The sequence below is a fragment of the Halapricum hydrolyticum genome (genome assembly GCF_025517535.1).
Classification (GTDB): domain Archaea; phylum Halobacteriota; class Halobacteria; order Halobacteriales; family Haloarculaceae; genus Halapricum; species Halapricum hydrolyticum.
In genome coordinates this window covers 312,520-327,784 of record NZ_JAOPKC010000001.1, presented here as the reverse complement: position 1 = coordinate 327,784, position 15,265 = coordinate 312,520, and the positions used below count along the sequence as shown (strand labels likewise).

The 15,265-nt window shown below is 62.3% G+C and carries 14 protein-coding genes and 1 pseudogene; 8 read left to right on the top strand and 7 right to left on the bottom strand.

All coding sequences use genetic code 11. The features are described from left to right. Positions 1-108: 108 nt before the first annotated feature. The 4 genes from sdhC to OB916_RS01695 are packed head-to-tail and all read left to right on the top strand — an operon-like array spanning position 109 to position 3,608. Positions 109-504, top strand: a complete 396-nt coding sequence (gene sdhC, locus OB916_RS01710; RefSeq protein ID WP_315907542.1) for a succinate dehydrogenase, cytochrome b556 subunit — start codon at positions 109-111, stop codon at positions 502-504. Between the two features lie 2 nt (positions 505-506). Beyond that, complete coding sequence (locus OB916_RS01705; protein ID WP_315907541.1) at positions 507-872, top strand: succinate dehydrogenase hydrophobic membrane anchor subunit; 366 nt, start codon at positions 507-509, stop codon at positions 870-872. A 1-nt stretch (position 873) separates the two neighbouring features. Next, positions 874-1,761, top strand: a complete 888-nt coding sequence (locus tag OB916_RS01700; RefSeq protein ID WP_315907540.1) for a succinate dehydrogenase/fumarate reductase iron-sulfur subunit — start codon at positions 874-876, stop codon at positions 1,759-1,761. Positions 1,762-1,766: 5 nt separating this feature from the next. Continuing rightward, complete coding sequence (locus OB916_RS01695; protein ID WP_315907539.1) at positions 1,767-3,608, top strand: FAD-binding protein; 1,842 nt, start codon at positions 1,767-1,769, stop codon at positions 3,606-3,608. 116 nt (positions 3,609-3,724) lie between these two features. On the opposite strand, the gene OB916_RS01690 is transcribed toward OB916_RS01695, so the two are convergent. Together OB916_RS01690 and OB916_RS01685 are read right to left on the bottom strand one after the other, a co-directional pair. Then, complete coding sequence (locus OB916_RS01690; RefSeq protein WP_315907538.1) at positions 3,725-3,970, bottom strand: hypothetical protein; 246 nt, start codon at positions 3,968-3,970, stop codon at positions 3,725-3,727. Positions 3,971-4,041: 71 nt separating this feature from the next. Continuing rightward, positions 4,042-6,093, bottom strand: a complete 2,052-nt coding sequence (locus OB916_RS01685) for an alpha-amylase family glycosyl hydrolase (RefSeq protein WP_315907537.1) — start codon at positions 6,091-6,093, stop codon at positions 4,042-4,044. A gap of 187 nt (positions 6,094-6,280) precedes the next feature. On the opposite strand from OB916_RS01685, the gene OB916_RS01680 reads away from it, so the two are divergent. Together OB916_RS01680 and OB916_RS01675 are read left to right on the top strand one after the other, a co-directional pair. Beyond that, entirely contained in the window at positions 6,281-7,159 is an 879-nt protein-coding gene (locus OB916_RS01680) for an ArsR/SmtB family transcription factor (RefSeq protein ID WP_315907536.1), read from the top strand. Between the two features lie 207 nt (positions 7,160-7,366). Then, positions 7,367-8,626, top strand: a pseudogene (locus OB916_RS01675) (RNA-guided endonuclease InsQ/TnpB family protein). Here OB916_RS01675 and OB916_RS01665 read toward each other — a convergent pair. Then, positions 8,623-9,396: an alpha/beta hydrolase gene (locus tag OB916_RS01665; protein ID WP_315907534.1), complete on the bottom strand. Its 774-nt coding sequence runs from the start codon at positions 9,394-9,396 to the stop codon at positions 8,623-8,625. The pseudogene OB916_RS01675 and the gene OB916_RS01665 overlap by 4 nt on opposite strands. A gap of 153 nt (positions 9,397-9,549) precedes the next feature. Next, a complete protein-coding gene (locus OB916_RS01660) occupies positions 9,550-11,262 on the bottom strand; it encodes a histidine kinase N-terminal 7TM domain-containing protein (RefSeq protein ID WP_315907533.1) in 1,713 nt (570 codons plus the stop codon). 340 nt (positions 11,263-11,602) lie between these two features. On the opposite strand from OB916_RS01660, the gene grpE reads away from it, so the two are divergent. Next, the gene (gene grpE, locus OB916_RS01655; RefSeq protein ID WP_390884006.1) at positions 11,603-12,319 is read left to right on the top strand and encodes a nucleotide exchange factor GrpE; all 717 of its coding nucleotides are present in this window, start codon (positions 11,603-11,605) and stop codon (positions 12,317-12,319) included. Between the two features lie 134 nt (positions 12,320-12,453). On the opposite strand, the gene OB916_RS01650 is transcribed toward grpE, so the two are convergent. After that, positions 12,454-13,101: a hypothetical protein gene (locus tag OB916_RS01650; RefSeq protein ID WP_315907531.1), complete on the bottom strand. Its 648-nt coding sequence runs from the start codon at positions 13,099-13,101 to the stop codon at positions 12,454-12,456. 160 nt (positions 13,102-13,261) lie between these two features. Here OB916_RS01650 and OB916_RS01645 point away from each other — a divergent pair, with 160 nt between their 5' ends. After that, on the top strand, positions 13,262-14,470 hold the full coding sequence (locus OB916_RS01645) for a site-2 protease family protein (RefSeq protein ID WP_315907530.1): 1,209 nt from the start codon (positions 13,262-13,264) through the stop codon (positions 14,468-14,470). 18 nt (positions 14,471-14,488) lie between these two features. Here OB916_RS01645 and OB916_RS01640 read toward each other — a convergent pair whose 3' ends face one another. Together OB916_RS01640 and OB916_RS01635 are read right to left on the bottom strand one after the other, a co-directional pair. Further along, positions 14,489-14,989, bottom strand: a complete 501-nt coding sequence (locus OB916_RS01640; RefSeq protein WP_315907529.1) for a 2'-5' RNA ligase family protein — start codon at positions 14,987-14,989, stop codon at positions 14,489-14,491. A 40-nt stretch (positions 14,990-15,029) separates the two neighbouring features. Then, positions 15,030-15,203, bottom strand: coding sequence for a DUF7554 family protein (locus OB916_RS01635; RefSeq protein ID WP_315907528.1), 174 nt, complete (start codon positions 15,201-15,203; stop codon positions 15,030-15,032). Positions 15,204-15,265: the final 62 nt, after the last annotated feature.

Sequence of the window (15,265 nt, the reverse complement as noted above, 5' to 3'; positions counted from 1 at the left end):
ACGCGCCGCCGACACGACCCACTGTCACCGACGACCAGCAGCCTCGCGTCACCGACACCCGATCGAACCACCACAGGAGCTAAACCGAAGCCACCCCTGGGACCGCGTATGAGTGAGACGTACAACCGCGGGACGGTCGAGGACGTCGGCCGCTGGACGGAGTTCTCGGCCGGGATGTGGGCCTGGATCTTCCACAAGTTCACCGGCTGGGTGCTCGTGGGATATCTGTTCACCCACATCGCCGTGTTGAGCACGGCGACTGCCTCTGACCCGACAGTCTACAACCAGACGCTCAGCGGGCTCGAGAGTTTGCTCGTCGTTCGGATCCTCGAAGTTGGACTGCTCGCCGTTGCTGTCTTCCACATCCTCAACGGCATCAGGCTGCTGCTGGTCGATCTGGGCATCGGACTGCAAGCCCAGGACAAGAGCTTCTACGCGTCGTTGATCCTGACGGGAGCCATCGCTGTCGCAAGCGTGCCGACGTTCCTCGCGGGGGCGTTCTGACCATGGCCGAACACTACAGTTCCTTCGACCGAAGCGGGCGACGCTGGCTCCTCCAGCGGCTGACCGCCGTGTTCCTGATCGGCACGCTCGCGTTCCACTTCTTCCTGCTGCACTTCGTCAACCACGCCGCCGAGATCGAGTTCGCCGGCACGCAGGCCCGGATGAGCGAAGTGGGCTACTTCTCGCTGATGGTGCTGTTCCTCGTGGCGGCGACGTTCCACGGCGTCAACGGCGTGTACAACGCGCTCGTCAACATGGGACTGGAGGGAACCCGGAAACGCGTCGTCGGCGGCGTGCTGGCGTTCTCGGGCGTGCTGCTGATCGCCCAGGGCATTCGCGTCGCCTTCGCGATGGCAGGAGTGATCTGACATGAGTATGGATACCGACACGGACACCGACGAGGGAAGCATCGACTCCGCTCCGGAGCCGGAGGTGAGCGTCCACCAGACGCGACGTCTCGAAGAGAAGGAAGCGCGACGTGCCGACCGTGCGGCTGCCGAGCAGGCCGCGGCCGAGTCGCTGGCCGACGAGGAGACGGTCGAGCTGAAGGTCTTCAGGTACGATCCGGAAGTCGAAGGCAAAGAAGAGCCCCGGTTTGACACCTTCGAGGTGCCGTTCCACGTGGGGATGACCGTGCTGGACGCGCTCATCTACGCCCGGGATCACTACGACTCCTCGCTGACCTTCCGTCACTCCTGTCAGCAGGCGATCTGTGGCTCGGACGCGCTGTTCGTCAACGGCACCCAGCGGCTGGGCTGTAAGACCCAGCTCGTCGACCTGGACGAGCCGATCCGGGTCGAGCCACTTCCCCATCAGGAAGTCGTCAAGGACCTGGTCGTCGACATGGAGCACTTCTACGACCAGATGGAAGCCGTCGAACCGTACTTCGATCCCGACGACTTGCCGGACGGCGAGCTCGAAGAGCAGCGCCAGAGCCGACAGAACCGCGAGAAGATCAAGACGTCCACCCGGTGTATCTGGTGTGGCGCGTGCATGTCCTCGTGTAACATCGCTGCAGGCGACAACCAGTACCTCGGTCCGGCGGCGATCAACAAGGCCTACCGGTTCGCGATGGACGAGCGTGAGGGAGAGGATCGAAAGCGAGAGCGCATGGAGATAGTCGAGCGGGAACACGGCGTCTGGCGGTGTCAGACCCAGTTCTCCTGTACGGAGGTCTGTCCGAAAGACATTCCGCTGACTGAACACATCCAGGAACTCAAACGCGAAGCCGTCAAAAACAACCTCAAATTCTGGTGATTCACATGGACGATACTGCAACCACCTACGAGTACGACGTCGTCGTGGTCGGTGCCGGCGGTGCCGGTCTCCGGGCGGCCATCGCAGCGCACGAGGAGGGTGCCGACGTGGCGCTCGTCACGAAACTCCACCCCGTCCGAAGCCACACCGGGGCGGCAGAGGGCGGCATCAACGCCGCCCTTCGAGAGGGCGACGACTGGGAACTGCACGCCTACGACACGATGAAGGGGTCGGACTACCTGGGCGACGCGCCGGCGATCGACACCTTCGCCCAGAGCGCCCCCGACGAAGTGATCCAGCTCGAACACTGGGGCATGCCGTTCTCCCGCGATGACGACGGCCGGGTCTCACAGCGGCCCTTTGGCGGGCTGTCCTTCCCGCGGACGACCTACGCCGGTGCGGAGACCGGCCATCACCTGCTGCACACGATGTACGAGCAGGCCGTCAAGCGCGGGATCGACGTCTACGACGAGTGGTACGTGATGAACCTCGCCGTGACCGACCACGACGAGCCCGAAGACCGGGCCTGTCACGGCGTCGTTGCCTACGAGATCAGGTCCGGCGAAATCGCTGGCTTCCACGCACGAAACGGCGTGATCCTGGCGACCGGCGGACTGGGGCAGGTGTTCGAACACACGACCAACGCCGTCGCCAACACAGGAGACGGCGCGGCGATGGCCTATCGCGCTGGCGTCCCCCTGGAGGACATGGAGATGATCCAGTTCCACCCGACGACGCTGCCCTCGACCGGCGTGCTCATCTCCGAAGGGGTCCGCGGCGAGGGAGGAATCCTCTACAACGACGAGGGCGAGCGGTTCATGTTCGAACACGGCTACGCCAACAACGAAGGCGAACTGGCCTCACGTGACGTGGTTTCCCGGTCCGAACTGACCGAGGTTCAGGAGGGACGGGGTATCGAAGACGAGTACGTCCACCTGGACATGCGCCACCTCGGCGAAGAGCGCATCATCGATCGCCTGGAGAACATCCTCCACCTGGCAGAGGACTTCGAGGGCGTGGACGGACTCGAAGAGCCGATGCCGGTCAAGCCCGGCCAGCACTACGCGATGGGTGGCATCGAGACCGACGAGAACGGCCAGACCTGTATCGACGGCCTGTACGCCGCCGGCGAGAACGCCTGTGTCTCCCTGCACGGGGCGAACCGGCTGGGCGGCAACGCCCTGCCCGAGTTGCTCGTGTTCGGTGCACGCGCCGGGGAACACGCCGCAGGTGGCGATATGGCCGAAGCGAAGATCGAGACGGGGCCATCCGCGAAAAGCGAAGACGCGGACGTCGGGGCCGAGGTCGATCTCGGATCGGCGGACGCGAGCGGAGACGCGGCCGCCGACGGTGCGATGACCGAACCGGAGACCGTCCTCGAGATGGCCGTCGAGCGCGAGCGCGAACGCGTCGAAACGCTCCTGGAGCGCGACGGGACGAACCACGCCGAGGTCCGGGCGGACGTCCAGGAGACGATGACCGAATACGTCAACGTCTTCCGCGAAGAGGAGGGGCTGCAACGGGCTCTCGAAGAACTGAAGCGCGCTCGCGAGGCCTACCAGGACGTCGCGGTCGCCGACCCCTCGCGGACGTACAACACCGACCTGATCCACACCATCGAGACGCGAAACATCATCGACCTCGCGGAGGCGATCACCGTCGGCGCGCTCGCCCGCGAGGAATTCCGCGGCGCACACTGGCGGAAAGCCCACCAGGAACGGAAAGACGACGAGTGGATCAAACACACCATGCTCGCCTGGAACGAGGGCTCGCCGGAGCTATACTACAAGCCAGTCATCCTCGAAGGCGACGAGCAAACCTACGAGCCCAAAGAACGCTCGTACTGATACTGATGGCTATCAATTCGTAAAGATATTCGGCACGACGGCGTGCCGAATCATTTCGAAATGTTATAGTCACCAGTATGACGGCGGCGGTCTCGTTCGACGCCCTGTGTCTGCGGTCAGCCGACCGGTCCGCCGTGACGACCGATCCAGCGGCCGGTTTCCCGCAGGAGGCCGACGACGACGATCACCAGCGGCAGCGCCGCGACGGCGACGACCACGTTGGCAGCCATCGGGAACCCGAGCCTGAGCAACTGCAGCGCGGCCAGGTTCGCCAGTACGAACGTGATGACGAGCAGCGACCGCACCTCGTAGGTCGCCTGGAGCCGCTCGTGTTCGAAGACGTCTCCCGGCGTCCCGTGCATACGGGAATATAGAGCCGCATTACTATCAAAAGTAGCGGTGAACGTCGGACACACGTCTGCCGCATCGACGGCTACTCGGTCCGCGCTTGGAGGACCGAGACGGTCTTGACAGCGACGGTCGTCTGACCGTCAGTACGTTCGAGATCGACCGGCTCGTCGGTCACGAGATCCGTCTCCGAGAGGGTCTCCTCGACAGCGATCGACGCAGTCCCGTCTCCGAAGTGCAACAGAACGACCACGCGCTGCCCCTGGTACTCGCGGGCGAACGCGACAGTGCGATCCGTTTCGCTCTCGAAGGACACGTCCTCGAGATCGCCGCGGCGCAGGACCGCGTGCTCGTTGCGCGTCTGTATCAGTCGGCGGTGGAACTGCGTCAGCTCGTCGTCACCGCCCCAGTCCATGGGCTTGCGGTAATGCGACATCCCGGTCTCCTGACCGTAGTAGACCATCGGCATCCCCGGCAGCGTGAGCGTGGCCGCCGCGGCAGCACGCTGGGCGTCACGACCGTGTTCGTCCAGATAGCGATCCTCGTCGTGGTTCTCGATGTAGCGGAGTTGCATCGCACGCGGCGGGAACCCCTCACGCTGTTCGGCCCGGACCGCTTCGAGCAGCGACTCCGCCGGCCGGTCGCCGTTGCCGATCTCCAGCAGACGACCGTACAGCGTCGTGTCGTAGTGCAGGTCGAACCCGTTCTCGTGGGCCAGCGGATCCCGGGGGATCGTCTCGTCGAGCAGGAGGAACTCGCCGTCTTCGGCCTTCACGCGGTCGCGGACCTCCTGCCAGAACCCATGTGGGACGCCCCAGGCGACGTCACACCGGAACCCGTCGACGACCGGTGCCCACTCCTCGACGACCGAGAGGACGAATTCGCGGACGGCCAGCGAGTCGTAGTTCAGGTTCGGGATCGAACTCCAGTTGAAGTACGTTTCTGGATCGCTGTTCCCGTCGAACCGATACCACTCCCGGTAGTCGTCGACGCCCGTCGAGGCCAACTGGAAGTTCCGGTGGTGTTTCGACGTGTGGTTGACGACCAGGTCGAATATCACTCGGATCCCGTGCTCGTGGCAGGTCTCGACGAACGACTCGAACTCCTCTCGTGTGCCGAGATCGGACGCCGTCCGGAAGTAATCGAGCGTGTGATACCCGTGGGGACCACCGCGCTCGTAGCCGTCGTCGTCGCGCTGTGGCGCGTAGGATTCGAGGATCGGTGTCATCCACAGCGTGTCGATCCCGAGCCATTCGAGATAGGGGACGCGCCCTTCGAGCGCCCGGAAGCTGGGGTCCGCCTGCCCGGTAAACGACCGGGTGAAGATCTCGTACATCGTCGCGTCGTCCGTCCAGGTCGGCGGTTCGTTCGGGTAAGAGACGTTCCCGTCCGCCGAGACCGTCACGGTGTCGGCGATGGAGTGTCGAGCCCCGACTGCGACGGCGTGGACGCGGATCGAGTCCTCGATCGCGGCGAGATCACAGCGTGCCGTGCGGCTGGCTGTCGCGAGCGAGCCGGCGAGCGTGTCCCGATCGTCGAGGTAGAACTCCACGTCCAGATCGCCGTCGGTTTCGACCGTCGTCGGCCCGGCGTAAGGCGTCGCCTCGACCGTCACGACCCCGTCTTCGACGGTCGCGTCGAGTTCGATCCGGGGCCGCTCGGGCCCCTCGATCTCGACAGTGTCTCTGACGGCCGCGTGGTAGTTCCCTCCGGGCACGAACATCGCCGAGTGTCGACCGGGCGGGAGTTCCGTCTCGAAGACGTACTGGTCGCCCTCACGACGAGCGCGATCCGCGCCGAGGATGTGATCGTTGAACGGGGCCGAGATCCACACGTCGTCGGCCGCTGGCAGATCGTCAGCATCGATCGCGAACCGGGCCGGGCGGCTGACGTCCGAATACGCGCGAACGGTCAGTTCGTGCGGGCCGTCCGGTGCCGTCATTCGGAGCCTGTAGCGGCCGGCCTGGTCGGGCACGAAGTGTTCGACCGCGTCCGTGCCGAGCGTGACGTCACTGTCCGGCGGCGCCTCGAGGATCGACCACTCGACCGACGGTTCGATCTCCGGGTTCGGATCCCGTGGTGCCAGTTCGACGGCCGTGCCGACCGTCGTGAACCGCGGCGGGCCTGGATGGTGCATACGACCACAGAGTCTATGCTGGACGGGGAAAAACCTCTCCTGAAGGCTGTTTCTGCTCGATACCGGGTTACCACCGGATCTCTATCCAGTTCGGCGCGCACCTGGCCGACGTTCGGATCCCGCGGTGAATGTTCGTACACCGGATATCCGTGGAACTAACTTCCTGGGCGGGAAACGACCGGCGTATATGACGGATACGCGCCCCGACCGAGACGCCGACGTCAACGTCACGCGGGCGGCGTCCGCGTTCGGGTCGCTCGCCGACGAGAACCGCATCGAAATCCTGCTCGCGTTGTGGCAGTCCGGCCCCCTGTCGTTTGCCGACCTCCAGTCGGCCGCCGGGTTCTCCGATAGCGGCCACTTCAATTACCACCTCGACAAGCTCCTCGATCGGTTCGTCGAGAAAGACGACGGCGAGTACCGGCTGCGCACGCCCGGGGCGTCCGCACTCGACATCGTGTTCGACGAGCGCTTCGGCGAGTCACCGCCCGACGTGGACATCGACGTCGACGCGACCTGCCCGTCGTGTGGCACACGACTGCACGCCACCTATTCAGACGGGCGGGTCGTCATCGGCTGTCCGGACTGTTCCGTGCTGGTCAATATCGGTTACTTCCCGCCCCGGGGACGGCTCGACCGGGATCCGGCCGAGTTCTTCACCGCCTACAGCAAGCAGACCTGGCGTGACTTCACGCTCGCCCGGGAGGGCGTCTGTCCGCACTGTGGGGGCCGCATGGAAACGACGGTCGAAATCGACCCGGACTGGCACCTGCAGTACCCGGCCGTGAGTACCTGTCAGAGCTGTCAGGTGACCATCGGGACGACCATCGGCGTGCGCCTGTTGACTGATCCGGCAGTCGTCACCTTCCTCCACGAGCACGGCGAACGCGTCGACGAGCGGTCGTTCTGGGAGTTCGACTGCTGTATCGACGATAGCGACGCCGTCCTCGAAAGCGAGGAGCCGCTGCGCGTGACGGTCCCGGTCAGCCTCGGTGCGGAGACGCTGCGCGTGACCGTCGACGACGCGACGACCGTGCTCGAAACCGAGCGCGTCACGCGCCGGTGAGTCGCTGTCGTCTCTCCTTGACTTCCTCTACCCCTGAAGGGGATGGGCTTCCGCTAGCACCGTGTCATACAGAGACAGCGCGGAAACCCACGGCTTTAGCCGTGGGAGGAAGCGCGTCACTTCTGAATCAAACCACGCATCCAACCACGGCTGACTCCCCCAACGTAAAACACAGTTTTTAAATAATACAACCCTAATATTTGAACTGTGATGGTCGTCAGAAACCTCGAAATCAAACTCGACGTTGATGAGAACGCACACAGCGTTCTCGATGAGACGTTCGAGCAATTCCGTCAAGCCGCGCAACACGCCGTGGACTACGGCTGGTCTGACGACCCCACCGAAATAATCGACAGTAAGTCAGAACTCCACGACGCCACGTACTCCGACGTACGTGAAAAAACAGATCTCACTGCAAACCACGTCCAAGCCGCACGCAGTCTCGCCGCAAACGCACTCGGTAACTGCAAAGACCGTATCCTCGAAGACGGTGAGAAAGCGAGCAAACCTGAGTTCCGCGGTACCGTGGTCGTCTACGATGGTCGAACTATCACGTACAACGACGACCACTGCACCTTATCAACTACAGAAGACCGCGTTACCGCGGGATACATCGTACCCGAAGACACTCGCGGAACGCCATTCGAAGAATACTGGGATAATGCCGAGTGGGAGCGCGGTGAGGCCACGCTACACAAGCGCGACGGTACGTACTACTTGCACGTGTCGATGAAAAAGGAACGCGACGAAGACGAGGCGTCTACCTCCGAGTACGGAGCGGTACTCGGCGTAGACCTCAACGTTGACGGTTACCTCGCCGTCACCTCGACTGGCGCGTTCCTCGGCAACGCAGATTACCTCAACCACAAGCGTGCAGAGTACGAACGGCGTCGTGGAAAGTTACAGCAGACAGGTACTCGGAGCGCCCACTTGACGCTGAAATCCATCGGCAATCGGTTCTCAAATTGGAGCGAGGACTACTTGCATCGCGTCGCACTCACACTGGTTCTCGAAGCCCGCCGCCACAACTGCGATGCAATTGCGTTCGAGAACTTGGAACACATCCGAGAGCGTATATCGAACGCTTCTAAGTTCCAGCAGTAGGCGTTCAACAAGCTCCAAGAACTCACGGAGTACAAGGCCGAAGAGTACGGTATCCTCGTTGATGACGTGAAGCCACAATACACGTCACAACGGTGCAGCCACTCGGAGTGTGGGTTCACGCACGAGGATAACCGCGATGGTGACGAGTTCGAGTGCCTGAAGTGTGGAAAGGAACTTCACGCGGATTACAACGCCGCTCGGAATATCGGGTGGCGTCTTGTCCAGCACTGGCTCAAGTCTGGGGCTGGACGGGCGGACTGTCAGGTCGCCCTGAAGTCAGGGATGTTGAACGCGAACGGCGAGTTTACGCCTGCCACGTCTCGTGGCCAGAGCGGGAGTCCACTGACAAGCCCACCGCTTTAGCGGTGGGTACCTGACCAGAGGTGTCGATTGAGGAAACTCGCGAATCGCTCGGTCGCCTTCTCGTACCAGCCCATGTCGTCGTACAGGAACACGTGGCCGCCGCCGTCGGCCCGGAACCGGTCGATGGAGACGCCGGCCGAGAGTAACTCTTCGTAGAGGGCGTCGGTCTCGTCGATCGGGACGGTCTCGTCGTCGGCGGCGTGAGCGAGAAACGTCGGCGGTGCGTCGGCATCGACCCATGTGATCGGCGAGGCCCGCTCGGCGGCGTCCGGTCCGTTTCCGACGAGCGGCGCATACCTGTCCTCGCGTAGGTCGTAGACGCCGCTGAATCCGGCCAGTGTCGCAAGTGACGGACTATCAGTGGTATCTTCCGGGTCGAACTCCCCGGGCGCGAGCGCGGCCAGCGCGGCCAGGTGTGCGCCCGCCGAGTGGCCGGCGATGGCGATCCGATCGGGGTCGACGCCGAGGGAGTCGGCGTGCTCGTGACACCAGCGGACGCCGGCCAGCACGTCGGCGACCATCTCCGGGACGTTCGCGTCGGGTGCGAGCCGATAGTTCGGATCGACGCCGACGTATCCGCGGTCAGCGAACTCGACCGCGTAGCGGCTGAACTGCCCCTTGCTGCCGGCTCGCCAGGCCCCGCCGTGGACGTAGACGACGGCAGGGTTCGAGGCAGTCTCGGCCGGCCGATACGTATCCAGACGGAGAGTTCGATCGTCGAGTTCGCGAAACGGCACGTCCCGTTCGACGACGACGCGTGACGAAGGCATATCTCTCCCGTCGATGTCGACCGAAAAGACGTTTTGGTCTGCGATTCGGGGGCGGAACCGGCCGCAGACCGGTAAAGACATCGGAGAATCGGTCACTCGGGAGTCCTACTGATAAGCCAACCTCTTCGAGAGTTGGTAGCCGACGTGTGCACACTATTCATCAGCGAGTGTAACACCGGTGATTTCGAATCGCGCCCCGCCGTTGGACGCTTCGGTAACCCGTGTCTCCCAGTCGTGGGCTTCCACGATTTGCTCGACAATCGATAATCCGAATCCGGTGCCGTCTTCGTATTCAGAGTACCCGTGATCGAAGACTTCTTCTCGGGTCTCTTCGGGAATGCCGGAGCCGTCATCCGCAACGAAAAAACCATCCGGCAATGAACCAACCCTGACGGTTACCTTTTCGCCGCCGTGTTCAACCGCATTCCGGAACAGGTTCTCCAGAAGCTGTCGGAACCGGCTTCTGTCTGCCAGTATCGTCATCTCAGCATCGACTCTGATTGCGGCTTCAGACGTTTCCACGGAGCCCCAGCAGGTATCTACGAAACTCGACAGAGTGATCGGTTCCCGGTCACTCACGTCCTGACCGGCCCTGGCAAGCACTAGCAGGTCGTCGATCAGCTCGAAGCTTCGATTGAGACTTTTCGCCGCAACGTTCAGATGCTCAGAACCACAGTCGTCTTTGGCGAGTTCGAGCCGGCCTTGCACGACGTGAAGCGGGTTGCGGAGGTCATGCGAGACGACGCTGGCAAACTGCTCCAGACGCTCGTTCTGTCGTTGTAGTCTCTGTTCACGAACTTTCTGTTCGGTGATCTCACGGAGCACAATCAGTCTCCCTCTCGCAGTCTTTCTCTCGTTTTGGATAGGAGAAATATCCAGATCGAAATGGCGGATCGAACTCGCATCTCGCATAGTGATTTCTGTCTCAACCGAAGGTTCGTCTGCAAACCGTTGAAATTGATCCGGGAATTTGGCGAAGAACTCCTCGGCGGCCATGCCCCACCAGTCATCTGGTACGTTGAATAGATCCCTTGCAGACGGGTTACAGTCGACGACGCGACTCTCTTCGTTGAGCATCACGACCGGGGCGTTTTGTTGCTCAACGAGCTGTCGACGCCCTACCGGAGCAACCTGCAACATTTCATACCGGAAGATGGCAATCGCAAAGGCGACGCCGGTAATCCCGAAAGAAGCGTCAGTGACGTTTAATTCCGCCGGCACAATCCCAACGAGCAGAAGAGAATTGGCTACAGGCGGTGCTCCGATGCCGATTATCAACCAGACGGCTTCGCCCAGGTACAACTCACTCTGGTTCCTAAGGACATAACGAACGAGGATGACTACGCTGACGAAGATCACGGTGTAGGCATAGACCTGGAGGAGACGAAACGGTAATTTGAGTGACCTGTCGAGAGTGACCCACTCCTTGAACGTCACTCCGAGGATTGTTACGGGTCCGTTCGAGACGAGGCCGTTCACCTCATACATGTATTCGGGCGAGAGGACGCCAGCAGAGCTGGTCACAGCGATGGTCCCGACTGCGATACCGACTGTCCACCGATTTACCCAGTCGGTGTTGTCGGAATACGCCAGCGCGAACCACAGTAGCGAATAAGCGGAGAACAATACGAGAACAGTATTGACGAAATTATACCCGAGCAGCTTCAGTTCTACCGTCGTCGCAGCGTCAACGAAAAGGTTGCCAAGGGTAGTCAGGCTCAGCCCAAACATAAGGGAAACAAAAGCGAGCAGTTCTGGCCTGTGGCCAAGTCGATGATACTGTATTCCCCCGTACGCCGCCAGAGATATCAGGACGACAAACACGAACCCGACAATTGGTAGTTGTGGCGGGATCTGGTATACCATATATATTGATTTGACCGTCCTCGTCCAGGGTATGCATCTGTGCCATCTTGAATAATTGGTATTTCCTTGCCACTCTCCTGGGGACGAGCGTCCCGTCAACGCTCGACACCGTTGCCGATCGGCTGCGTCGAAGAGACCGACTGCCCGCAGAATGTGACGCCGGATGACAAGACTCGGCCGTGACCAACTGACAGTATCAATGCTTTTACCGCCGTATCGGCTTTGTCCGCACATGACCGACCAGGAGGGCATGTCCGAAGGAGAGACGGCCGAGGAGCGCGTCGGCGACGACCAGTCGGCCGACGAGACGACAAACGACGGCGAGGAGACGACCGGTGACGTGTCCGAAGGGGAAGACGACGCGTCCGAGAGAACAGACGGCGCGTCTGAGACGGATGACGACACGTCTGTGAGCGAAGATAGCGCGTCCGAGGAAAGCGCCGACGACGGCGGAGCGACCGAGAACGCCGAACCGGACGTCGATCTCGAAGACGAACGAGCCGCCGAAGATCTCGACGTAGCCGAGGAGGTGCTCGAACACGTCGAGTCGAGCGATCCGGCCGAGGTCGCCGACGAACTCGCGACGCTCCGGTTCGAGGTCGAAGCGCTCGAAGCCGAGCGTGACGACTACGAGGAGGAGGTCGAATCGCTTCAATCGCGTCTCAAGCGCAAGCAGGCCGACTTCGAGAACTACAAGAAGCGGATGAAGAAACGCCGCGAGCAGGAGAAAGCACGCGCGACCGAGGACCTGGTCACGCGCCTGCTCGACGTCCGGGACAACCTCCAGCGAGCGCTCGAACAGGACGAGGACGCCGACATCCGCGACGGGATCGAGACGACGCTCAAACAGTTCGACCGTGTCCTCGAAGACGAGAACGTCGAACCGGTCGAGCCCGAACCCGGCGACGAGGTCGATCCCGAGCGCCACGAGGTGCTCGTCCGCATGGACAGCGACCAGCCGGAGGGAACGATCGCACAGGTTCACCGACCCGGTTACGAGATGGCCGGAAAGGTCATCCGGACGGCGCAAGTCGCCGTCAGCGACGGCGACGAGTAACGGGACCGATCGACGAGCGCACGGATTTCGAAGCCGGAACCGCGATCACGATCACACCGATTATTGTACTGATTTACCGCCCCGACCGCCCCATATCGGCCGGTCGATACGGAACAGATGTCCAGTACTCCGTCTCAGTCGCCGTGAGAGACCTGTGTAGACGTGGCGTCGCCGTCAGCACTGCCGGCGAACAGTTCCATCGCCGGCCGGCCGAGCGGGACGGAAAGCCCACCCGTCGCGGCCAGCGCGTGGGTCAGCATGTACAGCCCCCAGCCGAGCAGCGCGAGGAACCCGATTCCTGGGATGACTGCCGGGATCAACCCGAGATCGTGCATGCCGGCCGCACCGAGTGCGAGAAAGCCCAGCGGACCGATCAGGAACTCGAACCACGGCTTTTGCAGTAGTGCGAGCGACCACATCCCGAGCAACACGCCCAGGAACAGCGACCACGTCCCGAAGAACGGGTTCAGACCGCCCGCGAGCCCGATCTCGTTGGCGACCAGCATGAATCCGGGACCCCACATGAACAGCATTCCGAACGTCCCCATCAGTGTTCCGCCAGCGGCGTCACCTCGCTTGAGCGACAGGACGCCGGTCAGCAGCTGGAGCAGCCCACCGACGAACCCGACGACCGCGATGAGGGGCGCTGCACCCGACCCCCACCAGCCGAGGAAATCCCCCGCGAACGCGAGGTTAATCCCCACCAGCGGGGCCAATCCGAGCGCGCTGGGGTCGGCCCAGCGCTCGCCAGCGATCGCGCCTGCAGTATCTGTTTCCGACATATGTTGCCTCTACCCGATATAGCGAGATCTGTGATAAAATAGTTTCTATAGTGATATTTTCGTCTGTAACGATCATTCTAGTTCACGGTTTTCAGTCAACGTCGTCGCGCGCACATATCGGACACCCGGGCTTAAGGTGATACCCCGACTACAAACAGATATGCCACGTTTCCGGATCGGTAGTGCGTTTGGGATCCCGATTCAGTTGGATCTAACCTTCCTGATCGTCCTGCCGCTTTTCGCCTGGATCATCGGCGTGCAGATCGGCGAGACTGCCGCTGTCCTGAACGACATCTGGGGAGCCGGACTGCCGATCGAACCACTCGAAGGAGATCTGATTCGATGGGGCCTCGGGTTGGCTGCCGCGACGGGGCTTTTCGTCGGCGTCGTCCTGCACGAGCTGGGCCACTCGCTGGTGGCGATCCGGTACGGTTATCCGATCTCCTCGATCACGCTGTGGCTGTTCGGCGGTATCGCGCAACTCGACGAGATGCCCGAAGACTGGCGCCACGAACTGCTCATCGCGCTGGCCGGCCCCTTCGTCAGTGTCGTGCTCGCGGTGCTCACGTATGTGGCGTTTCTGATAGTGCCCGTCAGTGACAACGTCGCGCTGGCGTCGGGGAAGTTCCTGCTCGGCTATCTGGCACTGATGAACGTCGCGCTGGCCGTGTTCAACATGCTGCCCGGCTTCCCGATGGACGGCGGGCGAGTCCTGCGGGCGCTGCTCGCGCGCAACCGCGGGTACGCTCGGGCGACGAAGATCGCCGCAGAGGTCGGGAAAGTGTTCGCGATCCTGCTGGGGCTGTTCGGCCTGTTCGGCCCCGGGGGTCTGTTCCTGGTTGCCATCGCTTTCTTCATCTACATCGGCGCCTCCGGCGAGGCCCAGCAGACGATGATGAAAGCTGCGTTCGAGGGGTTCGAAGTCCGCGACATCATGACGCCTGCCGATCGCGTCCAGACCGTCGACACAAAGGACAGCGTCGCCGAGTTGGTCGAACAGATGTTCCGCGAGCGACACACGGGGTATCCAGTCGAACGCGACGGTGATATCGTCGGGCTGGTCACACTGGAAGACGCGCGTGCAGTTCGCGAGGTCGAGCGCGAAGCCTACCGCGTCGAAGAGATCATGACGACCGATCTGGAGACGATTGAACCGGCCGCGAGCGCGATGGAAGCGATGGAACGGCTCCAGCGCAACAACATCGGTCGGTTGCTCGTCTACGACGACGAGAAGTTCGTCGGGCTGCTCACCCGTTCGGATCTGCTGACGGCACTGAACATCATCAAGGAGGGCGGCAGTATCGGTCGCCAATCCGTGTCGACCGGATCGCCGGACGAATCGCTCTCGTCCGAGCAGAGCCGGCTCTGAGAGGGACGACGGTCACTATCAAACCGGCAGCGAGAATTCGCGCACGGAGACGTTTCGATGACTATCCCAGACGGACAGTCGCTCGGCCGTCCACCTTATCGGCTCGACCTCTCTCCGGGCGAGTCGACGTGCATCGGCCAGCTCACCGCCGCGAGCGATCGTCACGTGGGGCGTGTAGTCGTCCGCTTCGATTCTTTCGACCGGATCGAAGACGCCACAGAGTCGCTCGTGGAGCTGTCGCAGGCCAGGACTCTCGACGTCGAGATAGACGACGGGTGCAGACCCGGTCGTCGCCGTTTCGAACAGGTCGATACCTGACACTCGGAGTTCGAACGGCGCGACGCCAGCGAGGGCTTCGCGTACCCGCGCAGCCAGTCGAGCGCCGTCACCGTCCCCGAGCCGCTTGCAAACAAGCGTGTGCTCGCCGTGCTGGCGGGCTCGTGCCCGCGGCACGTCTCGAGCGAGCGAACTCGCCAGCCGCGTCACTGCTGACGGCGGCGGGACGTTCAGGCTGTACACGTTTTCAACCAGGAGATAGCAGCAAATAAGCGTCGCGGTCCTACAGGCGATCGAGCAACCACAGGACGATCAGCACGACGATCAACAGGCCCAACAGTGGCTGGAACGGGCCGAGCAACCAGCCAAGGATACCGAGGATTTCACCGATGATCTCCAGGAGGATCCACACTACGACCAGTACGAGAACGATTTTCAGAAGGTCGTTTGCATCCATACTTGTTCGTGGGTTAGGATCGGTCAAAGGTGTTGCGGCCCCATCGCTGACTGAACGGTTCG